The 26,440-nt window shown below is 72.3% G+C and carries 20 protein-coding genes; 13 read left to right on the top strand and 7 right to left on the bottom strand.

Annotation, left to right across the window (positions count from 1 at the left end; all coding sequences use genetic code 11):
- The first annotated feature begins 198 nt into the window (after positions 1-198).
- Positions 199-2,565, top strand: a complete 2,367-nt coding sequence (locus OG776_RS33700) for a glycoside hydrolase family 31 protein (protein WP_148007908.1) — start codon at positions 199-201, stop codon at positions 2,563-2,565.
- Positions 2,566-2,610: 45 nt separating this feature from the next.
- Here OG776_RS33700 and OG776_RS33695 read toward each other — a convergent pair whose 3' ends face one another.
- Positions 2,611-3,144 (bottom strand): NUDIX domain-containing protein, encoded by a 534-nt coding sequence (locus tag OG776_RS33695; protein ID WP_329323016.1) that lies wholly within the window; start codon positions 3,142-3,144, stop codon positions 2,611-2,613.
- Between the two features lie 369 nt (positions 3,145-3,513).
- Here OG776_RS33695 and OG776_RS33690 point away from each other — a divergent pair, with 369 nt between their 5' ends.
- The 5 genes from OG776_RS33690 to glpK all read left to right on the top strand — a co-directional run bounded on the left by OG776_RS33690 (position 3,514) and on the right by glpK (position 9,771).
- On the top strand, positions 3,514-3,939 hold the full coding sequence (locus tag OG776_RS33690; RefSeq protein ID WP_329323795.1) for a Zn-ribbon domain-containing OB-fold protein: 426 nt from the start codon (positions 3,514-3,516) through the stop codon (positions 3,937-3,939).
- Between the two features lie 37 nt (positions 3,940-3,976).
- Complete coding sequence (locus OG776_RS33685; RefSeq protein ID WP_329323015.1) at positions 3,977-5,167, top strand: lipid-transfer protein; 1,191 nt, start codon at positions 3,977-3,979, stop codon at positions 5,165-5,167.
- A 98-nt stretch (positions 5,168-5,265) separates the two neighbouring features.
- Positions 5,266-6,891, top strand: coding sequence for an EAL domain-containing protein (locus OG776_RS33680; RefSeq protein ID WP_329323014.1), 1,626 nt, complete (start codon positions 5,266-5,268; stop codon positions 6,889-6,891).
- Between the two features lie 605 nt (positions 6,892-7,496).
- Positions 7,497-8,237, top strand: coding sequence for an MIP/aquaporin family protein (locus tag OG776_RS33675; RefSeq protein WP_148007904.1), 741 nt, complete (start codon positions 7,497-7,499; stop codon positions 8,235-8,237).
- A gap of 13 nt (positions 8,238-8,250) precedes the next feature.
- Positions 8,251-9,771 carry a glycerol kinase GlpK gene (gene glpK, locus OG776_RS33670; RefSeq protein WP_148007903.1) on the top strand — a complete coding sequence of 507 codons (1,521 nt, stop codon included), beginning with the start codon at positions 8,251-8,253 and terminating at the stop codon, positions 9,769-9,771.
- A 171-nt stretch (positions 9,772-9,942) separates the two neighbouring features.
- Here glpK and OG776_RS33665 read toward each other — a convergent pair whose 3' ends face one another.
- From OG776_RS33665 to OG776_RS33650, 4 genes are all read right to left on the bottom strand, one after another.
- Entirely contained in the window at positions 9,943-10,548 is a 606-nt protein-coding gene (locus OG776_RS33665) for a GTP-binding protein (protein WP_329323013.1), read from the bottom strand.
- Positions 10,549-10,805: 257 nt separating this feature from the next.
- A complete protein-coding gene (locus tag OG776_RS33660) occupies positions 10,806-11,201 on the bottom strand; it encodes a DUF742 domain-containing protein (protein ID WP_148007901.1) in 396 nt (131 codons plus the stop codon).
- Positions 11,202-11,210: 9 nt separating this feature from the next.
- On the bottom strand, positions 11,211-11,651 hold the full coding sequence (locus tag OG776_RS33655; RefSeq protein WP_148007900.1) for a roadblock/LC7 domain-containing protein: 441 nt from the start codon (positions 11,649-11,651) through the stop codon (positions 11,211-11,213).
- Positions 11,648-14,536: a nitrate- and nitrite sensing domain-containing protein gene (locus OG776_RS33650; protein ID WP_329326569.1), complete on the bottom strand. Its 2,889-nt coding sequence runs from the start codon at positions 14,534-14,536 to the stop codon at positions 11,648-11,650. Before OG776_RS33650 ends, OG776_RS33655 begins: the two co-directional genes overlap by 4 nt.
- Before the next feature lie 672 nt (positions 14,537-15,208).
- Between OG776_RS33650 and OG776_RS33645 the strand changes: the two genes are divergently transcribed.
- Complete coding sequence (locus tag OG776_RS33645) at positions 15,209-15,838, top strand: hypothetical protein (RefSeq protein WP_261994411.1); 630 nt, start codon at positions 15,209-15,211, stop codon at positions 15,836-15,838.
- Between the two features lie 58 nt (positions 15,839-15,896).
- Here OG776_RS33645 and OG776_RS33640 read toward each other — a convergent pair whose 3' ends face one another.
- Complete coding sequence (locus OG776_RS33640; RefSeq protein WP_148007898.1) at positions 15,897-17,165, bottom strand: NAD(P)/FAD-dependent oxidoreductase; 1,269 nt, start codon at positions 17,163-17,165, stop codon at positions 15,897-15,899.
- A complete protein-coding gene (locus OG776_RS33635; RefSeq protein WP_148007897.1) occupies positions 17,162-17,482 on the bottom strand; it encodes a bifunctional 3-phenylpropionate/cinnamic acid dioxygenase ferredoxin subunit in 321 nt (106 codons plus the stop codon). Before OG776_RS33635 ends, OG776_RS33640 begins: the two co-directional genes overlap by 4 nt.
- Before the next feature lie 214 nt (positions 17,483-17,696).
- Between OG776_RS33635 and OG776_RS33630 the strand changes: the two genes are divergently transcribed.
- The 6 genes from OG776_RS33630 (at position 17,697) to OG776_RS33605 (ending at position 26,397) form a co-directional block, all read left to right on the top strand.
- Positions 17,697-18,518 (top strand): IclR family transcriptional regulator, encoded by an 822-nt coding sequence (locus OG776_RS33630; protein ID WP_261994410.1) that lies wholly within the window; start codon positions 17,697-17,699, stop codon positions 18,516-18,518.
- Between the two features lie 385 nt (positions 18,519-18,903).
- Positions 18,904-19,989 (top strand): S-(hydroxymethyl)mycothiol dehydrogenase, encoded by a 1,086-nt coding sequence (locus OG776_RS33625; protein WP_148012767.1) that lies wholly within the window; start codon positions 18,904-18,906, stop codon positions 19,987-19,989.
- A gap of 67 nt (positions 19,990-20,056) precedes the next feature.
- Entirely contained in the window at positions 20,057-22,510 is a 2,454-nt protein-coding gene (locus OG776_RS33620) for a GcvT family protein (RefSeq protein WP_329323011.1), read from the top strand.
- Positions 22,511-22,632: 122 nt separating this feature from the next.
- The gene (gene solA, locus OG776_RS33615) at positions 22,633-23,787 is read left to right on the top strand and encodes an N-methyl-L-tryptophan oxidase (protein WP_148012765.1); all 1,155 of its coding nucleotides are present in this window, start codon (positions 22,633-22,635) and stop codon (positions 23,785-23,787) included.
- An 11-nt stretch (positions 23,788-23,798) separates the two neighbouring features.
- The gene (locus tag OG776_RS33610; protein ID WP_148012764.1) at positions 23,799-24,944 is read left to right on the top strand and encodes an aromatic ring-hydroxylating oxygenase subunit alpha; all 1,146 of its coding nucleotides are present in this window, start codon (positions 23,799-23,801) and stop codon (positions 24,942-24,944) included.
- Positions 24,937-26,397, top strand: coding sequence for an aldehyde dehydrogenase family protein (locus OG776_RS33605; RefSeq protein ID WP_148012763.1), 1,461 nt, complete (start codon positions 24,937-24,939; stop codon positions 26,395-26,397). Before OG776_RS33610 ends, OG776_RS33605 begins: the two co-directional genes overlap by 8 nt.
- The last annotated feature ends 43 nt before the right edge of the window (positions 26,398-26,440 follow it).

The following is a 26,440-nucleotide window of genomic DNA, read 5'->3' as shown; positions in this document are numbered from 1 at the left end:
CTGTGCGCGTCGTGTGCGTCGGTCGCGCACGAGCGGGGGTGTGCGCGTCGCGCGGCTGACACGGACGATGCCATGTGATCGACTTCAACACCAGGGCGCGCCGCACATAGTCGGCGACGTGAAGATGTGCCCTCACCACGGGTGAACGGAAGTTGAACGACTCACCCGTTCGGTGGAGGCAATGGCAGGGTGAGCAGCATGGATGGTCGTGACCTGGTGCGTTCGGTGAAGGCTGTGGGTTCGGCGGGGGCGGCCCAAGGGTTGCGGACCGTACGGGCCGCATGGCGCAGGCGGCGCGCCGATGCCGCCGGGCTGCCGCGGCGGGGAGCCGAGCGGGCGCGGGTGCCGGGTCCGGTCCAGTCCGTGGAACCGGGTCCGGGCGGTGGTGTCGTACGGTTCGCCCGGTCCGAACTGCTGATCATGGTCGCGGTGAGCGGCGCGGTGTTCTGGGGCTGGGACGGCGCCGGTCCGGAGCCGTCGTACGGTCTCGCCGGCCGTTCTCCCGAGCCGGATCCGCGGGCCGTGCTGGAGCCCGACAAGGACGGCGGGTGGCGGGTGGTGGCCGAGCGGGTGACGGTCGCCGTCTCGCGGCACGGCGCCGTCGAGGTGCGTACCCCTGGCGGGGTGGTCCTGCGCCGTGATCTGCCGCCGCGCTGGTGGGAGCCGGTCGGCGGGGGGACGGCGCGCTGGATGCAGCGTTCGGAGGTGGCGGCCGACGCGCGGTTCTTCGGTCTGGGCGGCCGTGCGGCGGGTCCCCGGCTGCGCGAAGGCGTGTACCGGTTGTGGAACACGGATCCCGGGCATGCCTTCGGGCCCGGCGACGATCCGCTGTACATCACCATGCCCGTGCATCTGGTGGTCGCGGACGCGGCCGCCCATCTCGTGTTCCACGACACCTCGTGGGACGGGACGGTGACCCTGCGCGAGGGCGAGGAGGGCGCGGGCTCCGGACACGACCGGGACGGGACGTGCGAACTGCGGATGGACGGCGGCCCGCTGCGCTGCTGGGTGATGGTGGGCACCCCCGCGCGCGTGCTGCACGCCTGGGCGTCGCTGGCGGGCGCGCCCGCGGTGCCGCCCTCCTGGGCGCTGGGGCACCACCACGCGCGCTGGGGCTTCGGCAGCGAGGAGGAGGTGCGGCGGATCGTCGCGGGCTACCGGGAGCGCGATCTGCCGCTCGACGCGGTCCATCTGGACATCGACCACTACGACGCGCACCAGGTGTTCACCGTCGACCGGGACCGCTTCCCGAAGCTGCCGGCGCTCGCCGCGGATCTGCGTCGCGAGGGCGTCCGGCTGGTGTCGATAGTGGACCCCGCCGTCAAGGCCGAGCCCGGAAACGCCGTGTACGACAGTGGTGTCGCCGAGGACGTGTTCGTGAGGGACGCCTCGGGCCGGCCCGTACGCGGTGTCGTGTGGCCGGGGGAATCGGTCCATCCGGACTTCACGGACCCGCGGGTGCGGCGGTGGTGGGGGGATCTCTACGAGGAGCGGCTCGCACAGGGCTTCGCCGGGTTCTGGCACGACATGAACGAGCCGACGTCGTTCACGGCCTTCGGGGAGTCGACGCTCCCGCGGTCGGCGCGGCATTCCCTGGAGGGGCGCGGGGGCGACCATCGCGAGGCGCACAACGTGTACGCCCTGGGGATGGCGCGGGCCGCCTACGAGGGTCTGCGCCGGCTGGCGCCCCATGGGCGGCCGTTCCTCTTCTCCCGCTCCGGGTGGGCCGGAATGCAGCGCTACGGAGGGACCTGGTCCGGGGACGTGGCCACGGGCTGGCCCGGACTGCGGGCGTCGTTGTCGTTGGTGCTGGGGCTGGGTCTCTGTGGGGTGCCGTACTCGGGGCCGGACGTGGGCGGCTTCGACGGGAGTCCGTCGCCGGAGCTGTATCTGCGGTGGTTCCAGCTCGGCGCGTATCTCCCGCTGTTCCGTACGCACGCGAGTCTGCGGGCGGGGCGCCGGGAGCCCTGGGAATTCGGTGCCGACGTCCTGGGGCACGCGCGCGTGGCGCTCGTCGAGCGGCGGCGGCTGCTGCCGTACTTCGTGACGCTCGCGCATCTGGCGGCCCGTACCGGGGCGCCGTACGTGCGTCCGGTGTGGTGGGGCGCGCCCGAGGACCGGGCGCTGCGCGACTGCGGGGACACCTTCCTGCTCGGTGACTGCCTCCTCGTGGCGCCGGTGCTGGACCCGGGGGCGGACCGGCGGGCGGTGCAGCTGCCGCGCGGACGCTGGTACGACACGGTCACCGAGGAGGCCTACGAGGGTCCGGGCCTGGTGCTGCTCGACGCGCCCTTGTCGCGGATCCCGGTCCTGGCGCGGGCCGGTGCCGTGCTGCCGGTACGGGGCGACGACGGCGGTCTGGAGCTGGAGGTGTGGGCTCCCGCGCGCGGGCGGACCGGTGGGGGGCTCGTGGTCCCCGACGAGGGTGACGGCTGGGACGAGCCGGAGGTGGAGCGCTATGTGACGCGCTGGGAGGGGAAGCGCGTGGTCGTCCGGCGGGAGGGGGACGACGGGACGACCGACCCGAAGCGGCCCGTCCGGATACGCGGTCTCGGAACGGCCTGAGGGGCCCCGCGGGGCCCCTGGAGTCCTCTCGTACCGCCCCTCGGATCAGTACCGTCCTTCGAACCAGCCCCGTACCGCCAGGGTGTGCAGCGGGAAGGCGAGTTCGGCCGGCCGGCGCAGCAGGTGCCAGCCCTCGGTCTCGTCCGTGGCGGCGGAGGCGGGCAGGTCGGCCACCGGGCGCTCGGGGAGGAGCCCGAACAGCAGGAGGTGGCCGCCGGGAGAGCTCATCGCGTCGGCGAGCCGCACCTCGCGGGCGGCGGCGTCGATGCCCGTCTCCTCCCTGAGCTCCCGGACGACGGCGTGCCGCCAGTCCTCCCGGTCGTCGATGAAGCCTCCGGGCAACGCGATGCCACCGCGCGCGGGCGGGACGGTGCGCGTGATGACGACCAAGGAGGTGCCCTGGTCGTCGTGGACGGGCTGCAGGGCCACCGCCACCGGCAGGGGGTTGCGGTAGGCGACGGTGCCGCAGGTGGCGCAGGTGCGGGGCCAGCCGGAGACGCCCTCTTCGTAGGGTGCTCCGCAACTCGAACAGTGCGAGCCCGGGGCGAAGTCGGCGGGTGGGTGCGGGGTTTCGGACACGCCGGGACTGTAGCCGATCACCGGACGTCCGCCTGAGACGCCTCCGTCCTCGGTCCGTGCCGGTCCGCCGGGGCCCCGTCCCGGGAGGGGCGCACCGGCTCGGCGTGCCGAGGTCGGTGACCTGGAGGACACGGGGAGCCCATCTCCGGGGAGTCGTCCGGGAACCGCACGCCCTCGGGCGCACAGCAGGGCACGAGGGGCGGCCGGGACCACCCCCGTGGGCCCCGGCCGCCCCTCGTGTACTCCGACGCCCGGAGCGCCCGCATGGTTCTCCTCCGCCGCTGCCCAATTCGCGGCACCCGTGGCACACTTCTGACGTTCCGTCAGATCCACTGCCATGGAGGGGTCTTGTCGCGTACACGTACACCTGTGATCGCCGGTTGGTTCGCCGGGGACGGGGACGGGTTCCGTCTGCTCGGTACGCGCTGTTCGGCGTGCGCCTCGGTATTCTTCCCCCGCGAGGACGTCTTCTGCCGCAATCCCGGCTGCCCCGGCGGGGACCTGGTCGAGGTCCCGCTCTCCCGGCGCGGTCGTGTCTGGTCCTACACGGACAGCCGGTACCGGCCGCCGTCACCCCATGTGACCGACCCGGAACTCTCGTGGGAACCCCGCGCGTTGATCGCTGTGGAGCTGGAGTCCGAGCGGATCGTCGTCCTCGGCCAGGCGGTTCCCGGTGTCTCGACCGCCGATCTGGCGGTGGGCATGGAGGTGGAAGTCGTCCAAGGCGTACTGAACGAGGACGAGGAGACGACGTGGACGACGTGGCACTGGCGGCCGGCGGAGGTGACGGTATGAGGGGTGTGCGGGGCATGCGGGGCGCGGAGGTGACGGCGTGAGGGGCGACGTGGCGGTGCTCGGCGCGGGCATGCACCCGTGGGGCAAGTGGGGACACGGCTTCGTCCCGTACGGCGTCGCGGCGGCCCGCGCCGCGCTGGCCGACGCGGGGGTCGACTGGCGGGACGTCGACTCGGTCGTGGGCGCGGACACCGTGCGCGGCGGCTATCCCGGGCACGTGGCGGGCGCGACCTTCGCCAGGGCACTGGGCTGGCAGGGAGCGCGGGTGACGAGCGTGTACGCGGCGTGCGCCTCCGGAGCGCAGGCGGTCGGCGCCGCACGGGCGCAGATCCTGTCCGGTCTCGCCGACCTGGTGCTCGTGGTGGGCGCGGACGCGGCGCCCAAGGGGTTCTTCCGGCCCGCGGGCGGGGACCGGCCGGACGATCCCGACTGGTTGCGGTTCCGGGTCCTCGGAGCGACGAACCCGACGTACTTCGGGCTGTACGCGCGCAGGCGGATGGCCGTGCACGGAGACACCCTGGAGGACTTCGCCCAGGTCAAGGTGAAGAACGCCGCCTGCGGGGCGCTGAACCCGAACGCGCGGTACCGCGCGAGGGTGACCGCCGAGGAGGTGGCCGGCTCCGCGGTCGTCGCCGATCCGCTGCGCCTGCTCGACATCTGCGCCACCTCCGACGGCGGTGCCGCCCTGGTGCTGTCCAGCATGGAGTTCGCCCGGCGGCACGGAGCGGCCGACCCCGTGCGCATCCGTGCGGTGTCCACCGTGACACCCCGCTACCCCAGCACCGTGCTGGACCTCCCGGACATCGCCACGGACTCCGCGGTCGCGGTGGAGCCCGCGCCGGACACCTTCCGCGCCTCGATCGCGCGGGCGGCGTACGAGGAGGCGGGCATCGCACCGGAGGACCTCTCACTGGCCGAGGTGTACGACCTGTCCACGGCCCTGGAGTTGCAGTGGTACGAGGACCTCGGGCTGTGCGCGGAGGGCGAGGCCGCGAAATTGCTTCGGGAGGGTGCCACGGCGCTCGGCGGCCGGATACCGGTCAACGCCAGTGGCGGGCTGGCCTCCTTCGGCGAAGCCGTTCCGGCGCAGGCCATAGCCCAGGTGTGCGAGCTGACCTGGCAGTTGCGGGGCCGCGCGGGCGATCGCCAGGTGGAGGGAGCGCGGGTGGGGATCACCGCGAACCAAGGACTGTTCGGACATGGTTCGTCGGTGGTCGCCGTCCGCTGACCGGCGACGTTCGCTACTCTCCGTGGTGACTCGGGAATCCCGCGTGAACAGCTCGTGAATCGCGCCCGGGCGTACGTGGAGGGCGCCAGTATGCTGCCGTGCCCTCCTGGTCGGACACCGTCCGCTTCGCCTTCCAGCCGGTCGTCAACCTGACGACCGGCTGGGTCACGGCGCTGGAGATACTCGCCCGCCCGGAGACCGGGGACATCCTGGCCCAAGCCCGTCGCGATCCCGAACTGGACGGCCGGCTCGCCGCGTTGGCGGTCCGTGCGACGTCCCGCAAGGAGACGCTGCTGCCCCTGCACGTCAACGTGTTCGCCGGGACCCTGGCCGATCTCGGCGGGCTCGCGGCGCTGCGCGAGGCGGTCCGCGCGGCGGGACGGTCCCCTTGGGAGGTCACGGTCGACATCGGGCCGCCGTACACGCATGTGCCGCAGCACGCGCTGCTGGAAGCCGTCGCCGCGCTGCGCGGACACGGTTTCCGGATCTGCGCGGACGGCGTGGGCGACGGCGACGTACCCCTGCGCCTGCTCACGGATCTCGCGCCCGAGCTGGTGAAGCTCGACGTGTCCCTGCTGGCGCGCCCCGCGGCGGTGCGCGCGATGCGGACCCTCTGCGAGCAGTTGGGCGCGCTGTTGTCCGTGGAGGGCGTCGAGACGGAGCTGCAGTGCTCGGCCGCGGTGGCGGCGGGCGCCCAGCTGGCGCAGGGCGACCTGTTCGCGCCGCCCGCCCGGCTGCCCGCGGCGGACGTATACGTTCCGGTCCTCTCCCCCGGTGTCGCCCCGACGCCTCCGCCCGGGCCTTCGGTGCTGCAGTTCGTCCGGCCGGCCGCCCTCCTGCCCGTGACGGCGTCCGCGGGCCGGGTGCGGGCCCTGCTCACCGGATCGCCCGACGTGTCCGGGGTCCTGCTCGTGGACCCCGCCGGGGTCCCGGTCCGCTCGGTGCACCGGTCACGCTTCCTGTTGTCGATGTCGGGGCCCTTCGGGCACGCGCTGTACGCCGACCGCCCGGCCGCCAAGCTCGGTGATCCGCCCCGCACGGTCGGCGTGGACGCCACCGCGTGGGAGGTCCTCGACGTGGTGGCGGACGGGGAACGGGACCGTACGTCCGACGACGTGGCGGTGGTCGACCGTCACGGGCGGTGCGTGGGCGTCGTACGCCTGGCCGATCTCGTACGGGCGCTCTCCGAGAGCCGGGTCGAGGAGGCCGCGGGGCTCAACCCGCTGACGCGGCTGCCCGGTTCGGACGTGATCACCACGGAGGTGGACCGGCGGATCGCGCACGGTCTCGTGTTCGCGCTGAGCTGGCTCGACGTCGACCATTTCAAGCAGGTCGACGACGGAGCGGGGTTCGCCGCGGGCGACGAACTGATCCGCGCGGTCGGGCGGGCCCTGCAGCTCGCGGCCTCCGGGGCCACCCGGGTGGGCCACATCGGCGGCGACGACTTCCTGGTGCTCGCGGCCCCGGACACGCTCGACCCCCTCGCCCGTTCCGTGCTCGACGCGCCCTGGTCGGCCGGTGGACGGCCCGTCACCCTGTCCCTGGCCACGATCCTGTGCGCCCCGGGGAGTGTGAGCGACCACCGGGAGGCCGCGGCGTGCCTGGCGCCGCTGAAGCAGGCGGCGAAGTCGTTGAGCGGGGCGAGCTGGGTGCTGGGGCGCCCGGGTCTGCCGGGCTGCGAGATCCGCCGCGGTTCGGGCGCGGCCCGGGCGCGGGCGGGCTGAGCCGGGCAGGACCGGCCGAGCCGGGCCGGGCCGAGCGAGGTCGGGCTGAGCCGGGCCGGGCGAAGGTGAACCCGCAGGGCAAGGTGAAGCCTCGGAGCATGGTGAAACGGCAGGGCAAGGTGAAGCCCCAGCGCATGGTGAAACGCCTGGGCAAGGAGAAGCCCCGGGGCACGGTGTAAGGCCGGGGCGGAGCCGCCGTATCGGCCGGTGAGGTGAGGGCGATGGGACGCGCGGTGCCCGGGTGACAGACGCCTCGGAACGCCCGGCGAGAAGGCCCGTACCGACTCCTGCGACGTGCGGATCTTGGCTCGTTCACGACCCTCAACCGTTCCCGTCACCGACCTTGACGCCCCCTGGGCACCGGTGAACACTTCCGGGTGTCAGTCGGCATCGCCGCATCCGGGCGTCTGCGGACACCGCGCCGCTCGGGTTCCCGACCTGTACCGAAGGCCGTCCCCCACGGGCGATTCCACTGCGACGGCACGCTCGTCACGGACGCCGGGCGGGGCGCGGGACCTCCCTGCCCTCGGCTGACGTAGCCATGGGAAACGCACCCTGCACGGTGGCCCGGGGCGGTCCGCTCCGGGCGAGGCCTAGGAGCCGCCATGAGCAACGGCGACATATTTGTCGGCGAGTTGATCGGTACAGCGATTCTGATTCTGTTCGGCGCGGGCGTCTGCGCCGCTGTCACACTCGACAAGTCCAAGGCGCAGGGCGCCGGCTGGGTCGTCATCGCCTTCGGATGGGGATTCGGCGTGCTGGCCGGCGCGTACACCGCCGCCCCGCTGTCCGGGGGGCAGCTCAACCCGGCCGTGACCATCGGTTTCGCCATCGAGGGCTCGACCAAGTGGGAGGACGTGCCCTTCTACGTCCTGGGGCAGTTCGCCGGTGCCGCCGTCGGGGCCACGCTCTGCTGGCTCCTCTACCTCGGCCAGTTCAACCTCAACGCCGACGAGGAACACGCCATCGAGACGCTGGGCATCTTCTCGACCCGGCCCGAGATCGACAACCCGGTCCAGAACCTCATCACCGAGGCCATCGCCACCGCCGGCCTGGTGCTGCCCGTTCTGGCCATGGTCGGCGGCCACAGACACGTGGCGGGCATCGGTGACGCGGGGCTTCCGGTGCAGCTGATCGCGTTCCTCGTCGTCGGCATCGGCCTCTCGCTGGGCGGACCCACCGGGTACGCCATCAACCCGGCCCGCGACCTGGGACCACGCATCGTCCACGCCCTGCTGCCGATTCCCCACAAGGGCACGTCGCAGTGGAGCTACTCCTGGATCCCGGTGGTCGGCCCGCTCGCGGGCGCCGCCATCGGGGCCGCGATCTACAACGCAGCCTTCTGACGAAGGGGACGCCATGACGGAGAACGCCGAGAAGTACGTCGCCGCAATCGACCAGGGCACCACCTCCAGCCGCTGCATCATCTTCGACCGGAACGGCGCGATCGTCGCCGTCGACCAGCGCGAGCACCGCCAGATCTTCCCCAAGCCGGGATGGGTGGAACACGACGCCACCGAGATCTGGTCCAAGGTGCAGGCGGTGGTGGCCGGCGCCATCGCCAAGGCCGGCCTGCGCGCCGACCAGCTGAGCGCGCTCGGCATCACCAACCAGCGCGAGACGACGGTGCTGTGGGACCGCGCCACCGGCAAACCCGTGCACAACGCGATCGTCTGGCAGGACACCCGCACCTCCGCGCTCTGCCACGAACTCGGCGGACCGGACGGCCAGGACCGCTTCCGCGATCAGACCGGACTGCCCCTGGCCAGCTACTTCTCCGGGCCCAAGGCGGCCTGGCTGCTCGACAACGTGCCCGGACTGCGTGCCCGTGCCGAACGCGGCGAGATCGCCTTCGGCACCATCGACTCCTGGCTGATCTGGAACCTGACGGGCGGCACGGACGGCGGACGGCACGTCACCGACGTCACCAACGCCGGGCGCACCATGCTGATGAACCTGGAGACCCTCCAGTGGGACCCGTCCATCCTCTCCGCGATGAACGTGCCCGAAGCGGTGCTGCCCGAGATCAGGTCCTCCGCCGAGATCTACGGCACCGCCGTCGGCCAGCTCGCGGGCGTCCCCGTGGCATCGGCGCTCGGCGACCAGCAGGCGGCGGTCTTCGGGCAGGCCTGCTACGACGTGGGGAACGCCAAGAACACCTACGGGACGGGCAGTTTCCTGCTGCTCAACACCGGTAGCCGGCCCGTCCCCTCGAAGAACGGGCTGCTCACCACCATGGGGTACAAGATCGGCGACGAGGCGCCCGTCTACTGCCTCGAAGGATCGATCGCGATCACCGGGGCGCTGGTGCAGTGGTTCCGCGACCAGCTCGGGATCATCCGTACCGCCGACGAGATCGAGCCACTGGCCGCGAGCGTCGACGACAACGGCGGCGCCTACATCGTGCCCGCGTTCTCCGGCCTGTTCGCCCCCTACTGGCGCTCCGACGCGCGCGGTGTCGTCACCGGGCTCACCCGGTACGTCACGAAGGCGCACCTCGCGCGTGCGGTCCTGGAGGCGACGAGCTGGCAGACCCGGGAGGTCGTGGACGCGATGTTCCAGGACTCCGGGGTGCCGATCACCACCTTGAAGGTGGACGGCGGCATGACCAAGAACAACCTGCTGATGCAGCACCAGGCGGATGTCCTCGGGGTGCCGGTGATCCGCCCGAGGGTCTCCGAGACGACGTGTCTGGGAGCGGCCTACGCGGCCGGGCTCGCCACCGGTGTGTGGAACGACCTCGACGAGTTGAAGTCGCACTGGCAGAAGGACGTCGAGTGGACTCCCTCGATGGAGTCCTCGGTGCGCGATCGCGAGTACCACAACTGGCGCAAGGCGGTGGAGAAGAGCTTCGGCTGGCACACGGACGAAGTCGGCTGAGAACCGTGTCGGCTGACGACTACGTCGGCTGACGGCGGTGTCGGTTGAGGTCGAGGGAGGTCCACGCGCGCGTGCCACCGCCGCGGCGCAGGCGCGCGTACGGGAACCACGGCCCGTACCCCGGTCGGCGGGGGTACGGGCCGTGCCCTCGGCGACGGCCGCGGCCGGACGTCAGGTCGTGACCGGTTCTCGTCGGCCGACCGCCGTCGCCAGTGCGTGCTGGACGACCTCGACGAGGACCTCCTTGGCCGACTGCCGGTCCCGCGCGTCGCACAGCACGAGCGGTACGCCCTCGTCGAGGTCGAGGGCCTGCCGCACGTCCTCGACCGGGTGACGGGCCACTCCTTCGAAGCAGTTGACGCCCATCACGAACGGTATGGAGCGCCGCTCGAAGTAGTCGACGGCGGCGAAGCAGTCCTCCAGGCGGCGGGTGTCGGCGAGCACGATCGCGCCGAGCGCCCCGGTCGCCAGCTCGTCCCACAGGAACCAGAAGCGGTCCTGTCCGGGCGTCCCGAAGAGGTACAGCACCAGGTCCTCGCGGAGCGTGATGCGCCCGAAGTCCATGGCGACCGTGGTGGTGTGCTTGTCCTCGACACCGCTGAGGTCGTCCACGGGCCGGCCGGCCTCGGTGAGCACCTCCTCGGTGCGCAGCGGTCTGATCTCGCTGACCGCGCCGACCAGGGTCGTCTTGCCCACCCCGAAGCCGCCGGCCACCAGGATCTTGAGCGTGACGGGCTCGACCGGGGGCTTGCCGCGCTCAGAACGCCCGAAGATCATCGATCTCTACTCCTGCCGGGTGGGGGGTCGTGCGTCGGTGGGCCGTGGCCCCCGACGCGGGGGGTTTCGAGGACGAGTACGGCGCCGGGCCCGACATCCGTCGTAGCACTTCCGCCAAGTTCGGTGCCCGTGCCGTCGGCAGGGTTCACCCGGCCCGCGGAGCGGGCGTCGAACCGGGCGGCGACGCCGGGCACATGAGGCTCCGGCTCGCCCCGAACGGCACGGCCTGTCAGCCGCGTCGGCCGCTTCCGGTCTGCTCAGAGCGCCCGGAGGCCGTTGATCACATCGCGGAGAATGCTCTCGTCCGGCAGCTCCGCAGGGGGTACGGGACGTGTCACATGGACCATTTCCTCGTGCACGAGGTCGCCGATCAGGACCCGCACCACTCCGACCGGGAGGTCGAGCTCGGCGGCGAGTTCGGCGACCGACTGGGGCGTGCCGCGGCAGAGTTCGACGATGTCCACGTGTTCCGGGGACAGGCTGTGGTCCGCTTCGTCGTCGTCCGCGCGGGGCTCGGCGACGACCACGGCGATCAGGTCGAGGCGGTGCTGGGCCGGGCTGGTGGTGCGGCCGCGCGTCATGGCGTAGGGCCGGACCACTGGTCCGGCGTCGTCGTCGAACCAGTGACTTGTTCCCTGTCCGTCTCCGCTCATGCCGTCCCACTACCCGCCCGAGGGCAGATCGGTGCGTGGAGCGGCGGCCAGATGTGCGCCGACCCTCTTCACCAGAAGGGTCATCTCGTAGGCGACCTGCCCCACGTCGGAGTCCGCGTCCGAGAAGACGGCGAGGCAGCTGCCGTCGCCGGCGGCCGTGACGAAGAGGAAGGCGTTCTCCAGCTCGACGACTGTCTGCCGGACGCCGCCCGCCTCGAAGTGCCGTCCGACGCCCTTGGCCAGGCTGTGGAAGCCCGAGGCCACGGCGGCCAGGTGCTCGCTGTCCTCGCGGGTCAGGTCCTTGGACGCCCCGGTGGCCAGGCCGTCGCCGGAGAGCACGACCGCCTTGCGGATACTGGCCACGCGGTCCACCAGATCGTCGAGGAGCCAGTTGAGCTCTCCCGACGCCGTGCCGGTCTCGGTGGGCCCTGTCGTCTTCGGCGCGGTCATCGACCGTCCCCCTCCGTGGTTCCTGGTGCTGTGCCGTCCTGGGCCTGGTCGCCCGCGGCGTTCTCCTCGCGGCCACGCCGCCAGCCGCGCTGGAGCGAGGCCATCCGGTCGCGTACTTCCTCGGCGTCACGATCGGCCGGAGCCGGGCCGCGGAGCTCGTCCGTCCCCTCGCGCTCCCCGCGCCGCTCGGGGCCGTCCTTCAACTGCGGGGCCAGATGGGTCTGCCGGATACGGCGCGGCAGGGGGTTCGTTCCCGGTTCGGCCCCTTCAGCGGGGATCGCGGAGCCCGGGCCGGTCCCGGCCGTCGGCGTCGACGGGCGACGCACACGTTTCGGGAGCGCGGGGACCACCTGGTCGGGTCCGGGCGTCCCGGACCGGGGGCCCGGGACGCCGGAGCGCGGATCCGCGCCCTGGACACGGTCGCCCTTGCGGCGCGCGGGGGTGTCGGAGTGTTCCGCGCGCCGGACGGCCGACGGCTTCGCGTTCTCGCGTTCGGCCGCGCCCGGGACACCGAGCAGTTCCACGGGTTCCAGGCCCTTGCCGGGCTCCGGGGCCTCGGTGGTCCGGTCCTCCGTCTCCCCGCGCCGGGGCCTGGTGCGGGTCACGGGACGGCCGTGCGAGCTGACGAGTTTGGGGGTCCTGCGGCGCGGCAGCGGCACGGGGGCGCCGGGACGGCTCTCTCCGGAGCGGGCCGTCCGGTCCGGTCCCTCCGGTGCGGGCTGGTGCCGCTCGACGGGTCCGCCGGCGACGGAGCGGCGCGGCCCGAACAGACCGTCCTGGCCGGTGTCCTCGTCGAGGGCGTCCGGGAATCCGCCGAGGGCGTCCAGTTCCACCGGCGCCTCCAGTTCGACCGGCCCGTCCAGGATCGAGGCCGGCAGGCCGGGGAGGCGCACGGGGACCTCGGACAGCGCCGCCTTGCGGTCCGCCTCGACCTTGCCCTCCTTCGTGGGCAGCGCGCGGTCCAGACGGAAGCCGATCCCGTTGGTGTCCGGGACGTCGTCCGTGAGCAGCGCGTCGGAGAGGAACACGATGGCGGTCGTGCCTCCGTACGGGGACGGCTGGAGGGAGACACGGACGTTCTGCCGCTGGGCGAGCCTGCTGACGACGAAGAGACCGAGCCGGTCGGTGTCGGAGAGCTCGAACTCGGGGGTCTCGGCGAGCCGCAGGTTGGCGTCGAGGAGTGCTTCGGCCGCCATGCCGAGGCCGCGGTCGTGGATCTCCAGGGTGAAGCCGTTGGCGACGCGCTCGCCGAGGACCTGCACGGCGGTGTGCGGGGGTGAGAACACCGTCGCGTTCTCGAGGAGTTCGGCCACGAGGTGGGTGATGTCGGCCACCGCCGGCCCGGTGACGGCGACACGGGGCAGCCGGCGGACCTCGATGCGCTCGTAGTCCTCCACCTCGGCGACGGCGGCGCGGACGATGTCCATGAGCTGAACGGGCTTGCGCCACTGCCGGGAAGGGGCGGCGCCGGAGAGGATGACCAGCCCCTCGGCGTGCCGGCGCATGCGCGTGGTCAGGTGGTCCAGGCGGAACAGGTCGGCGAGTTCGTCGGTGTCCTCGGTCCTGCGCTCCATGGTGTCGAGGAGGGTGAGTTGCTTGTGCAGGAGGACCTGGCTGCGGCGGGCGAGGTTGACGAAGACCTCGGAGACGCCGTCGCGCAGTTCGGACTGTTTGACCGCGGCCTCGACGGCGGCGCGCTGGAGGGTGTTGAGCGCCTGGCCGACCTCGCCGATCTCGTTCCGGTCGTACTCCAGGCGCGGGGCCTCGGTCTCGACGTCGACCTGTTCGCCCGCGGAGAGCCGGCGCATCACGCTGGGCAGCCGGACGCCGGAGGCCTCGTGCGCCTCCAGGCGCAGTCGGCCCAGGTCGCGGATGAGGCCCCGGCCGACGCGGACGGACAGGACGAGCGAGACGAGCAGGGCGACGAGTCCGAGGACGCCCGCGACGGCCGCCTTGACGATGACTCCGGTGGCCACCGGCCGGACCCGGTCGTGGTACCGGTCGCGCGCCGAGTCGTCGAGGTGGCCGAGTTCGTCGAGCACCTGCCCGGCGGCCCGGTCCCAGCTCTTCGCGGTGACGCCGTGCGGTGAACCGGGCGGGGAGGTGACGACGGCCTGTTCGGCCACGCGCAGGGGGGCCGTCTCGGCGTTCTTCCAGTAGCTCTCGAAGCGCTCGCTCTCCGCGTCGGGGAGCAGCGGCAGGCTGACGTCGTAGAGCAGCGTGCGCTGGGCCACGAGATCGGAGATGTCACGGCTCTCGTCGCCGGTGACGCGGCCCGCGACCAGCGCGGAGCCGAGGAGGGCGTCCTCGCGGGAGAGGAGTTCGCGGGCCATGTCCATGGTGACGAGGGCGCGGCCCTGCTTGTCCATGTCGACGTTGTCGACCAGGTGGAGATTGGAGACGAGGGTGTAACAGGGGTCGACCAGACGGTTGTAGAGGTCGAGGGCCTGGGCCCGGTCGACGGTGCCCTCCTCGACGCTCCGGCGCAGCGAGTCGATGCCGTCGAGCGCGTCCAGCATGACGGTGAGGCGCCCGGCGGTGCCCGAGCCCATCTTCCCGGCCATGCCGCCGCCCTTGGCGTTCGCCCGGACCTTCGCGACGGCCCGGTCGGTGGCGGTCCGGCTGCGCCGCAGCGCCGTGAGCGCGTCGGACGCGCGGGGGTCGGCGAGATAGACGAGTGTCTGGCGACGTTCCTGCTGGAGGACGCCGACGGTGTCCTCGGTGGGGTACCCGATCTTCTCGACGACGTCGGACACGTCGAACAACTGGTTCGCCTCGCGCCCGGTGATGACCGTCGCGAAGGCCCAGATACCCGTCAGGGAGAGGAGCGGCACGAGGAGCAGCGCCACGATCTTCCGGCGGATGGACTTCCCGCGAAAGCGCATGGCCTCCCCCAGCTCGGCCCCCTCCGGCCCGGGGGCACACCTGTGCGTCAACAAACGGCGTGAGCCTACTACTGACTCACAGGTAACTCGAAGGGCTGTCCGAGCGGTCGTACGGCGTGGAGGTCACGGAACCGGCGCGCTCCCGGGAACCGGAGATGCGCAGTTGTCCGTCCATTGGGTGAGATTGCCTCCCGGATTCCTGCACGTGTGAGCGAATCCCATCGGACGGGGGAACTTGGCCGGTTGGCCGGATTTTTTCGCCGGTGGGGAATCTTCGGGGCACTCCGTTCGTCTTTCTCTACGGGATATGGGGGCGGAATCGGCCACAGGGGCCGCATGCCGCGTCCAGGCGGCGTAAAGCAGCGCAAGCCGGGCAGGCCATTGGGGAGCAGGTGTCGTACGGCACCCGTGCGAGTGGTCTGCTGGGCGGTGGGGAGTGACGAGTTGATGGGCACGGCGGAGCGGTACGGCACGTCCGGGAGCGGTGTCGCGGCACCGGTGGCGGAGCGTGGGACCGCACAGGCACCGGATCGCGACATCCCGGCGGACGGGCGCGACCAGGTGGACGGGGGGCGCGTGGTGACGGGGGGATCCGGTGGAGTGGGCGGACACGGAGGTGTCACGACCGAGTCGGCCGACGGGCGGGGTGCCGTACGTCAGGAGCAGAGGCCTGTGATCGGACGGCAGGCCGGCGCCCGGGACGGAGGTTCCCGCGCGTCCGTCGCGGAGGAACACACCCGGCGGAGCGTCCCCGCCGGGGCACCCCGCGAGCACGAGCACGCGGGGCGGACGGGAGGGGCCGGCGGACACGAGCATGCGGCGGGGACGGGAGAGCCCGCCGGTGCGCGGGCCACGGCGAGCGGGCGCGGTGCGGCGGCCCGGGGCGTCGCCGCGCACGAAGAACAGGCGTACTACCGCCCGTTGTGGATCGAGGAGCCGGCCCGCCGCCGGCGGTTGCCGGACCCGGTGCGCACGGCGGCCGTGCGGGCGGTCCTGATCATCTCGGTGACACTGATCCAGGCGGTGACCGCCTTCCTCTGCACGATGGCGGAATCCTGGCTGGCCTTCCCCATGGTCCTGAGCAGCATCGCGAGCACGGTCGCGGCGACCTGGGCCGTCCTCGACGTCTGGGTCACCCGACAGGTGTGGAACCAGCGGAACGGCGTGGTGTCGGAGCCGAGCAGCACCGCGCGGGCCCTGCGGCGCGAGCGGCGCCGGGCACGGCGGCAGGCCCGCTCCTCGCAGCGGGCACAGGAGCGGATACAGCGGCGGGCCGGCGCCGGGCGGCTGTCGCACCCGTGACATCGAAACGCTGAGGCCGGTCCCCGGGGCGGGAGTGGGCTCACGGGCGGGGGACCGTTCAGAGGTTCGCGGCGGTGGCCGGTCCCACCGGGGCCTGGTCGTGCGCCAGTTGACGCCGTTCCCTCATGAACGGGCGCGGACGGTCGACGGAGAGCACGGCGGTCGTGCGGCCGTCGCGTTCGTACAGGGCGAGCAGGCCGTCCTCACCGGGTGCGCCGTCCTCGACGGAGCCCTCGGCGATCCGAACGCTGTCCGCTCCCTGCCGGTGGCCCGCGAACTGGATGCGCGCGCCGTACTGATCCGACCAGAAGTAGGGCAGGGAGCGCACGGTCCCGACGGTGCGTCCGGCGAGCAGGTTGCCCACCGCGACGCGGGGCTGTTCCGTGGCGGCCGTCCAGTGCTCGGCCCGGGTGCCTCCGACGCGGGCGACGTCGCCGACGGCGACGACCTGGGGCAGCCCGGTGACACACCCGTCGTCGCACAGGACACCGTCGTGCAGGGCCAGTGCCGAACCGGCCAGCCAGCCGGTGTTGGGGACGGCGCCGATGCCCACGATCACGACGTCCGCGGGCAGGACCCGGCCGTCGGCGAGCTCCACCCCGGTGACGGGAGGACCGGCCGGGTCCCGCGGACCGCCCCGGACACGTTCCGGACCGCTCGCGTCACCGGCCTGACTCACGGGGCCCGCGCCGCCGCGCAGGGCGGCGACGCCGATGCCGGTGACCAGCGAGACGCCGCCACGCCGGTGCAACGCGGCCAGCACGGCGGCCATTTCAGGACCGAGAGGGGGGACGAGAGGCAGCGGGGCGGCCTCGACGACGGTGACGTCGTGGCCGAGTCCCGCACAGGAGGAAGCGGTCTCGGCGCCGATGAAACCGCCGCCGATGACGACGACGCGGCGCGGTCCACGCACGAGTTCCTCACGCAGGGCGCGGGCGTCGTCGAGGGTGCGCAGGGTGTGCACGCCGGTGAGGCCGTCGCCCGGAAGGCGGCGTGCCGAGGCGCCGGTGGCGATGACCACGCCGTCCGTGGAGACCGTACGGCCGTCGTCGAGGAGGACGGTGCGGCCGCGGGCGTCGAGGCCGCGGGCGCGGACACCGAGCAGCCACTCCGCGTCGAGGCCGGTTCTCTCCTCGGCGTCGGTCAGGGCGAGCCGGGCCTCGTCGGTACGGCCGGTGAGGAAGTCCTTGGACAGGGGCGGACGGTCGTACGGCGCGTGGACCTCGTCGCCGACGATCACCAGACGGCCGTCGAAGCCCTGGGCCCGTAGTTCCCGGGCGGCGTACAGACCGGAGAGCGAGGCACCGACGACGGTGACGGTCCTCATGCGGCGGTGCCCTCCTCCGCCGCCAGATGGACGTGGATCATTCCGTCGTCGACGGTGACGCGGTGGGTGCGGACGGGGCGTCGCGCCGGAAGGCAGGTCGGCTGTCCCGTACGCAGATCGAAGGAGGCGGCGTGCAGCGGGCACTCCACGAGACAGCCCTCCAGCCAGCCTTCGGAGAGGGAGGCGTCCTGGTGGGTACAGGTGTCGTCGACGGCGTAGAGCTCACCGTCGGCGTTGAACACGGCCACGGGCGGGGTGGTGTCGACACGGACGGACGCACCCGCGGGGAGGTCGGCAACGCGGCAGACGGGAATCATGGGCCCCCCTCTCGGTCCGGGACTCTCGGTCCGGGACCTCCTGGTCCAGATGGTCCGGACACCTTTCCGGTTCCGGACGCTTCGGTAACATGATGTTTCGCATGGCGCACGAGGGAGCGCTATGCGCAACAGAATCCGCGCGGGCATCCCGTCACGTCAAGGGCTTCCCGCAGATGCGGCCCAAACAGGGCTGTCAGGTGGTGGGAGTCGAGCCATGACCCGCACGCAGAAGCAGGCCGAGCACGTCGAGGGTCCTTCCGGGAAGCGGACCGGCAGGGGCGCGGGCAGCGCCGTCCAGTCCGTGGACCGGGCCGTGAGCGTGCTGGAGATCCTCGCCCGGCTCGGCGAGGCCGGTGTCACCGAGATCGCCGAGGAACTGGACGTGCACAAGTCCACCGCCTTCCGCCTCCTGGGCGTCCTGGAGAACCGCGGTCTGGTGGCCCAGGCCAAGGACCGAGGGAAGTACTACCTGGGGGCCGCCGTCCTGCGCCTGGCGGGGGCGGCGGCGGTGCGTCTGGACATCTCGCAGGAGGGTGTCCCGGTCTGCCGCGAACTGGCGGACGAACTGGGCGAGACGGTCAACATCGCGGTCCTCGACGACGACGCGGCGGTCAACATCATGCAGGCCCGCGGGACCGCGTCGGTCACCGCGCAGAACTGGCTGGGCCGGCGCACCCCGCTGCACGCCACCTCCAGCGGAAAGGTGCTGCTCGCGCACATGCCGCCGACGCTGCGCGAGGGTCTGCTCGCGAGGTCGCTGCCGCGCTTCACCGAGCGCACGATCACGGGTCCCTCCACCCTGCGCGGCGAGTTGGAGGCCGTGATCGAGCAGGGCTACGGCGTCACCGTCGAGGAACTGGAGCTCGGGCTGGCCGCCGTGGCCGCGCCGGTCCGCGCGCACGACGGCAAGGTGATCGCGGCGATCAGCGTCTCGGGGCCGGTCTACCGGCTGAACATCGACCGGCTGCCGGAACTGTCCAAGCGGACGGTGGCCGCCGGGGCCGAGCTGTCACGGCGCATGGGGTACGGCTTCTGAGAGCCGCCGGGGCATCCGTCGGCGGCGCTCGCCGCGCAGCGGTTCAGGCGCGGCCACCGGCCGAGCAGGCGGGCGCCTGACCGGCTCCGACGCACCCCCTGACGGCACCTCCGCCGGCTCCAGCCCTCTCCCGGCTCCACGCTCTCCCCCTCACCCCGAGTTCCCCCCTCAGCACCCTCCCTCGCCGCACCTCCCTCCCCCCGTACAGGCGCTTCCCCTCACCCCGGCGGGGCCCCCGCACCCCTGTGTGTCCGTCAGGTTTCCGGCACCCCGCTCCTTTTGCCAAGGGTTAACTCCCACCCCTTGACGGCTCGCTGACGGCGTTCTCAAGATGTTCCTCATCGCGCAACCGATAGTGCAATGCGCAACAGCAGAGGAGCTTGTCGTGCCCCACGAGGTCCGTGCCGTAGTCGCTGTCGGGAAGGGCGCACCGGTGGAGGTGCGGACCGTCGTCGTCCCCGACCCGGGCCCCGGCGAGGTGCGCGTCGACGTCCAGGCCTGCGGGGTCTGCCACACGGATCTGCACTACCGGGAGGGAGCGATCACCGACGGCTTCCCCTTCCTCCTCGGTCATGAGGCGGCGGGCACGATCGAGTCCGTCGGCGAGGGCGTCACCGATCTGGTCCCGGGCGACTACGTCGTCCTCGCCTGGCGCGCGCCCTGCGGAACCTGCCGCTCCTGCCGCCGCGGCCGTCCCTGGTACTGCTTCGACTCCCGCAACGCGGCCCAGCCCATGACGCTCCTCGACGGCACTCCGCTCAGCACCGCCCTCGGTATCGGTGCCTTCGCCGAGCAGACCCTGGTGGCGGCGGGCCAGGCGGTGAAGATCGACCCGGCCGCGCGCCCGGAGGCCGCGGGCCTGATCGGCTGCGGGGTGATGGCCGGATACGGCGCCGCGGTCAACACCGGCAACGTGGGCCGCGGTGACACCGTCGCCGTCATCGGCTGCGGCGGTGTCGGTAACGCGGCGATCGCCGGTGCCTGTCTCAACGGCGCCATGAAGGTCATCGCCGTCGACATCGACGACAAGAAGCTCGATCTGGCGGAGAAGTTCGGCGCGACCCACACGGTGAACTCGGGCGGCACCGACCCGGTCGAGGCCGTACGGGAGCTCACGGGCGGTTTCGGAGTCGACATCGCCATCGACGCGGTGGGCCGTCCGGAGACGTACCGGCAGGCCTTCTACATGCGCGACCACGCCGGTGTGCTCGTCCAGGTCGGCGTCCCCGATCCCGAGGCGAGGATCGACCTTCCGCTGATCGACCTCTTCTCGCGCGGCGGGGCGCTGAAGTCGTCCTGGTACGGGGACTGCCTGCCGAGCAGGGACTTCCCGTACCTCATCGACCAGTACCTGTACGGGCTGCTGGACCTCAACGCGTTCGTCTCCGAGACCATCGCGATCGACCAGGTGGAGGATGCGTTCGCGAAGATGCGGCGGGGGGAGGTGCTGCGCTCGGTGGTGGTCCTCTGACCGCCGGGGCCGTCCGGCCCACCGCATCCGCTTGACCGCCGCTCACCCGCGCCCGGCAAGGAGGGGCATGTCCAGTACGCCCGCAACCCGTCCCCGTGTCGTCGTCATCGGCGCCGGCATCGTCGGCTGCTCCCTCGCCGACGAGCTCACCGCCCGCGGCTGGACCGACGTCACCGTTCTCGAACAGGGCCCGCTGCCCGCCCCGGGCGGCTCCACCTCGCACGCGCCGGGCCTGGTCTTCCAGACCAGCCCCTCCAGGACCCTGACGGCGTTCGCCCGCTACACCGTGGAGAAGTTCGGCTCGCTCCGGGCCGACGGTGTCCCCTGCTTCGACCCGGTCGGCGGCCTGGAGCTCGCGACCACGCCCGAGCGCCTCGCCGACCTGCACCGCAGGGCCGGTTACGCCGCCGCCTGGGGCGTGCGCGGCGAGATCGTCGACGCGGCGCGCTGCGTGGAACTGTGGCCGCTCATCGACCCGTCGGTGGTGCTCGGCGGCTTCCACACCCCCGACGACGGTCTGGCCCGCGCGCTGCTCGCGGCCCGCGCCCAGGCGGAGCGCGCCACCGCGCGGGGGGCCCGGTTCCTCGACCGTCACACGGTCGTCGGCATCGAGCGTGCGGACGGCAGGGTGACCGCCGTCGTCACCGACCGCGGCACCTTCCCGGCCGACCACGTCGTCTCCGCGGCCGGGTTCTGGGGCCCGGTGATCGGACGCATGGCCGGTGTCGACGTACCCCTGCTGCCGCTCGCCCACCAGTACGCGAGGACGGGGCGGCTCCCCGAGCTGGCCGGCGCCACCGCCGAGGCCTCGAAACCCATCCTCCGTTTCCAGGACCGCGACCTCTACTTCCGGGAGCACACCGACCGCATCGGCATCGGCAGTTACGCCCACAAGCCGCTTCCCGTCGACCCGTTCGGCGTCCTCCCCTACGACGAGGCGCGCGCGAACGACATGGTGATGCCGTCCTCGTACCCCTTCACCGCGGAGGACTGGGCGCCGAGCTGGGAGGACTGCCGCGGGCTGCTGCCCGCCCTGCGCGACGCGGAGATCGAGGAGGGCTTCAACGGGGTCTTCTCGTTCACCCCGGACGGCATGCCGCTGCTCGGCGAGTCGCGTGCGCTGCGCGGGTTCTGGCTGGCCGAGGCCGTCTGGGTCACCCATTCCGCGGGGGCCGCGAGGGCCGTGGCCGAATGGATGGTCGACGGCCGCGCCTCCCTCGATCTGCACGAGTGCGACCTGACACGCTTCGAGGACGCGCAGCGTTCACCCGCCTACGTCCATGAGCGCGGTGCGCGGCAGTTCGTCGAGGTGTACGACGTCCTCCACCCGCTGCAGCCCATGGAGGACCCCCGTCCGCTGCGCGTCAGCCCGTTCCACGCCCGGCAGCGGGAACTCGGGGCCTTCTTCCTGGAGGGCGGCGGCTGGGAGCGCCCGCACTGGTACGAGACGAACGCGCACCTGCTCGACGGCCCGGAACTCCCCCCGCGGGACGCCTGGTCGGCGCGCTACTGGTCGCCGGTCGCGGCGGCCGAGGCGAGGGCGACCCGCGAGAGGGTCGCGCTGTACGACATGACCCCGCTGCGCCGCCTCGAGGTCACCGGCGCCGGCGCCCTCGACTTCCTGCAGCGCATGACCAGCAACAACCTCCGCAAGAAGCCGGGCGCGGTCACGTACACCCTGCTCCTCGACAAGACGGGCGGCATACGCTCCGACCTGACCGTCGCGCGGCTCGCCGCCGACCGCTTCCAGGTGGGCGCCAACTCCCCCGCCGACCTCGACCGGCTGACCCGGCACGCCCCCGACGACGTGCGGATCCGGGACATCACCTCCGGCACCTGCTGCGTCGGCGTCTGGGGCCCGCTCGCCAGGGACCTCGTCCAGCCGCTGACCCGGGACGACTTCTCGCACGAGGGCTTCGGCTACTTCCGCGCGAAGGAGACCTACCTGGGCCATGTCCCGGTGACGGCGATGCGCCTGTCGTACGTGGGAGAGCTGGGCTGGGAGCTGTACACCACCGCCGATCTGGGGCTCAGACTCTGGGACACCCTGTGGGAGGCGGGACGGGCGCACGGCGTGGTCGCGGCCGGCCGGTCGGCCTTCAACAGCCTGCGGCTGGAGAAGGGTTACCGCGCCTGGGGCACCGACATGACCGACGAGCACCACCCGTTCGAGGCCGGCCTCGGCTTCGCGGTCCGTATGGACAAGGACGGTTTCGTCGGCCAGGAGGCGCTGCGGGACCTCGCGGCGACGGAGCCCGTCCGCAGGCTGACCCCGCTGCTCCTGGACGACCCGGCGTCCGTGGTCCTCGGCAAGGAACCCGTCCTCGTCGCCGGGGCCCCCGCGGGGTACGTGACCAGCGCCGCGTACGGCTACAGCCTGGGCCGCTGCGTCGCCTACGCCTGGCTGCCGCCGCTTCCGTCCGGGACGGGCGTGCACATCGGGTACTTCGGCGAGAAGATCCCGGCCACCGTCGCCGACGAACCGCTCTTCGACCCGAAGATGACCCGCATCCGCCGCTGAGAAGCCCGGGAAATTGGGAGGCCCCTGTGAGACCGGGCCCCGAACAGAACGCCCCGGCCGGACGGAGCGGCTGTTCCCCCTCGTCAGCTCCGGACACGCCCCGACTCGCCCAGGAGGTCCAGGTGTCCCCCACCTACGACGTGATCGTGATCGGTCTCGGCGGCATGGGCAGCGCCGCCGCCCACCATCTCTCGGCACGCGGCGCCCGTGTGCTCGGCCTGGAGAAGTTCGGCCCGGTCCACAACCGCGGCTCCAGCCACGGCGGTTCCCGCATCACCCGGCAGTCCTACTTCGAGGACCCGGCGTACGTCCCGCTGCTGCTGCGCTCCTACGAGCTGTACGAGGAACTGGAGCGGGCCACGGGCCGCGAGATCGCCACCCTCTGCGGCGGGGTCATGATCGGCCGGCCCGATTCCCGGACGGTCTCCGGTTCGCTGCTCTCGGCCGAACAGTGGGACCTGCCCCACGAGATGCTGGACGCCCGGGAGATCCGCCGTCGCTTCCCGACCCTGAACCCGGACGACGACGAGGTCGCGCTGTACGAGGCCCGGGCCGGGCTGGTCCGCCCCGAGAACACGGTCGCCGCGCATCTGCAGCTCGCCACCCGGCAGGGCGCGGACCTGCACTTCGAGGAACCGATGACGCGGTGGGAGCCCTACCGGGACGGGGTGCGCGTCCACACCGCCGAGAACACCTACACCGCGGGCCGGCTGGTGATCTGCCCGGGTGCCTGGGCGCCGCGCCTGCTGACCGACCTCGGAGTGCCGTTCACCATCGAGCGCCAGGTCATGTACTGGTTCCAGCCGCGGGGCGGGGTCGGGCCGTTCCTGCCCGGGGAGCATCCCATCTACATCTGGGAGGACGGCGCGGGGGTCCAGGTGTACGGGTTCCCGTCCATCGACGGGCCGGAGCTGGGCGCGAAGGTCGCCTTCTTCCGCAAGGGCGCCGTGACCACGCCGGAGACCATCGACCGGACGGTCCACGAGGACGAGATCCGGGCCATGGCCGATCACATGTCCCGGTGCATCCCCGACCTGCCCGGCACCTTCCTCAAGGCCGCCACCTGCATGTACTCCAACACCCCCGACGAGCACTTCGTCATCGCCCGCCATCCGGCGCACCCGGAGACCGTGACGGTGGCCTGCGGGTTCTCGGGACACGGCTTCAAGTTCGTGCCGGTCGTCGGCGAGATCCTCGCCGACCTCGCGCTGAACGGTGCCACCGATCACCCGATCGGGTTGTTCGACCCCCATCGCCTCGCCGCCGCGCCCGCCTGAGGAGTACGCACGTGACGACGACACCCGTCTCCCGGTCCCCCCTCTCCCCCAGCCTGATCGCCACCCTGCCCGGCCGCTACTACACCGACCCGGAGATCTTCCGGCAGGAGCAGGAATCCCTGTTCGAGTCGATGTGGTTCTGTGCCGTCCGCTCCGCGGACCTCGCACGGCCCGGCGCCTTCCGTACCGTGCAGGTCGGCCGCGAGAACGTCCTGATCACCCGTTCCCGCACCGGTGAACTGCGCGCCTTCCTGAACGTCTGCCGCCATCGCGGCGCCCGGCTGTGCACCGAGGAGTCGGGCGAGATCCGCCGCAATCTCCAGTGCCCCTACCACGCCTGGACGTACGGCTCCGACGGGAGGCTGGTCGCCGCGCCGAACCTGGTGAAGATGCCCGACGTCGACCGTGCCGCGTACGGGCTGATCGGGGTGGCGCTGCGCGAGTGGCTCGGTTACGCCTGGGTGTGCCTGGCCGACGAGCCGCCCTCCTTCGAGGAGACGGTGCTGGGCGCGGCCGTCGAACGGCTGGGCGACGCGGCCGCGATCGAGCACTACGGCACCGAGAGGCTGGCGCTCGGCCGACGCGTCCGGTACGACGTGAAGGCGAACTGGAAGCTGATCGTCGAGAACTTCATGGAGTGCTACCACTGCGCCACGATCCACCCGGAGCTCACCGAGGTCCTCCCGGAGTTCGCCGAGGGGTACGCCGCCCAGTACTACGTGGGGCACGGCGCCGAGTTCGGCGAGGAGATCCGGGGATTCACCGTCGACGGCGGCGAGGGCTTCGGCCGGCTGCCGGACGTGGCGGACGACCAGGACCGCCGCTACTACGCGATCACGGTGAAACCGACGGTCTTCGTCAATCTCGTCCCCGACCATGTCATCCTGCACCGCATGTTCCCGCTCGCCGCGGACCGCACGGTCGTCGAGTGCGACTGGCTCTACGCGCCGGAGGTGGTGGAGTCCGGCGCGGACGTGTCCCGCTCGGTCGAGCTCTTCCACCGGGTCAACGAACAGGATTTCGAGGCCTGTGAACGGACACAGCCGGCGATGGCGTCGCGGGCGTACCGGAACGGTGGTGTCCTGGTGCCCACCGAGCATCACATCGGGATCTTCCACGAGTGGCTGATCCGGCAATTGGGAGGTCCCCGTGCCTGACCTGTTCATCGACGGTACGTGGCGGGGCGCTCTCGACGAGCGCACCCGCGAGATCCGCTGCCCCGCCGACGGTTCCCTGGTCGGGGTCGTCGACGAGGCGGGCGGCAAGGACACGGTCGAGGCGATCGCCGCGGCGCGCCGTGCCTTCGACGAGGGTCCCTGGCCCTCGACCCCGGCGGCGGACCGCGGTGACCTGCTGCTGCGCGTCGCCGACCTCCTCGTACGCGACAAGGACGCGCTCGCCCGCGCCGAGTCGCTCGACACCGGCAAGCGGATCGTCGAGAGCGAGTACGACATCGACGACATCGCGAACTGTTTCCGCTACTTCGGCCGGACGGCCTCCGCGGAGAGCGGACGGGTCGTGGACACGGGCACGGCGAGCGTCGACAGCCGGGTCGTGTACGAGCCCGTCGGGGTCTGCGCGCTGATCACGCCCTGGAACTATCCGCTGCTGCAGACGGCCTGGAAGGTCGCTCCGGCGCTCGCGGCAGGGAACACCTTCGTGCTCAAGCCGAGCGAACTCACCCCGCACACGGCGATCCATCTGATGCGGCTGCTCGAAGAGGCCGGACTGCCGGCCGGAGCGGCCAACCTGGTGCTCGGCGCCGGGCCCGAGGCGGGCGCGCCGCTCGCCGACCACCCGGACGTGGACCTCGTCTCCTTCACCGGCGGTCTGCACACCGGACGGCGGCTGATGGCCGCCGCGGCCGGGACGGTGAAGAAGGTCGCCCTGGAGCTCGGCGGCAAGAACCCCAACATCGTCTTCGCCGACGCCGACTTCGAGACCGCGGTCGACCTGGCGCTGACGGCGGTCTTCCTGCACTCCGGTCAGGTCTGCTCGGCCGGGGCCAGGCTGCTGGTCGAGGACTCGCTGCACGACCGGTTCGTCGACGAACTCGTCCGCCGCGCCGAACTGATCCGGCTCGGCGGACCCTTCGACGAGCAGGCGCAGACGGGGCCGCTGATCTCGGCGGCGCACCGTGCCAAGGTCGAGGCGTACGTCGGGCGAGGCATCGCGGAGGGCGCGGTGCTGCGCTGCGGCGGCAGGCGTCCCGAGGGGCTCGACGAGGGGTTCTACTATCTGCCCACCGTGCTGGACGAGTGCACGGGCGACATGTCCGTGGTCCAGGACGAGTCCTTCGGACCGGTGCTGACCGTGGAGCGCTTCCGCGACGAGGCGGACGCAGTACGGCTCGCCAACGACACGATCTACGGCCTGGCCGGCGCCGTGTTCACCACGGACGGGGCCAGGGCGCGGCGGGTGGCGGCGCGGCTGCGGCTCGGCACGGTCTGGATCAACGACTACCACCCCTATGTCCCGCAGGCCGAATGGGGCGGGTTCAAGCAGTCCGGTTCCGGGCGTGAGCTCGGGCCGGCCGGCCTCGCCGAGTACCGCGAGGCGAAGCACATCTGGCGCAACACCGATCCGTCCCCGCAGGGCTGGTTCGCGTGATCACCGGTGATCCCGGGCAACCCCCGGTGATCCCCGCCGATTT

The sequence above is a fragment of the Streptomyces sp. NBC_01689 genome, assembly GCF_036250675.1.
GTDB lineage: Bacteria > Actinomycetota > Actinomycetes > Streptomycetales > Streptomycetaceae > Streptomyces.
Note: the sequence above shows the minus strand (reverse complement) of the source record. Positions and strands in the feature narration are given on the sequence as shown.

Coding starts and splice junctions, on each gene's coding strand:
- OG776_RS33700 (WP_148007908.1), top strand. CDS start 199: ATGGATGGTCGTGACCTGGTGCGTTCGGTGAAGGCTGTGGGTTCGGCG.
- OG776_RS33675 (WP_148007904.1), top strand. CDS start 7,497: ATGAGCAACGGCGACATATTTGTCGGCGAGTTGATCGGTACAGCGATT.
- glpK (WP_148007903.1), top strand. CDS start 8,251: ATGACGGAGAACGCCGAGAAGTACGTCGCCGCAATCGACCAGGGCACC.
- OG776_RS33665 (WP_329323013.1), bottom strand. CDS start 10,548: ATGATCTTCGGGCGTTCTGAGCGCGGCAAGCCCCCGGTCGAGCCCGTC.
- OG776_RS33660 (WP_148007901.1), bottom strand. CDS start 11,201: ATGAGCGGAGACGGACAGGGAACAAGTCACTGGTTCGACGACGACGCC.
- OG776_RS33655 (WP_148007900.1), bottom strand. CDS start 11,651: ATGACCGCGCCGAAGACGACAGGGCCCACCGAGACCGGCACGGCGTCG.
- OG776_RS33650 (WP_329326569.1), bottom strand. CDS start 14,536: ATGCGCTTTCGCGGGAAGTCCATCCGCCGGAAGATCGTGGCGCTGCTC.
- OG776_RS33640 (WP_148007898.1), bottom strand. CDS start 17,165: ATGAGGACCGTCACCGTCGTCGGTGCCTCGCTCTCCGGTCTGTACGCC.
- OG776_RS33635 (WP_148007897.1), bottom strand. CDS start 17,482: ATGATTCCCGTCTGCCGCGTTGCCGACCTCCCCGCGGGTGCGTCCGTC.
- OG776_RS33630 (WP_261994410.1), top strand. CDS start 17,697: ATGACCCGCACGCAGAAGCAGGCCGAGCACGTCGAGGGTCCTTCCGGG.
- OG776_RS33620 (WP_329323011.1), top strand. CDS start 20,057: ATGTCCAGTACGCCCGCAACCCGTCCCCGTGTCGTCGTCATCGGCGCC.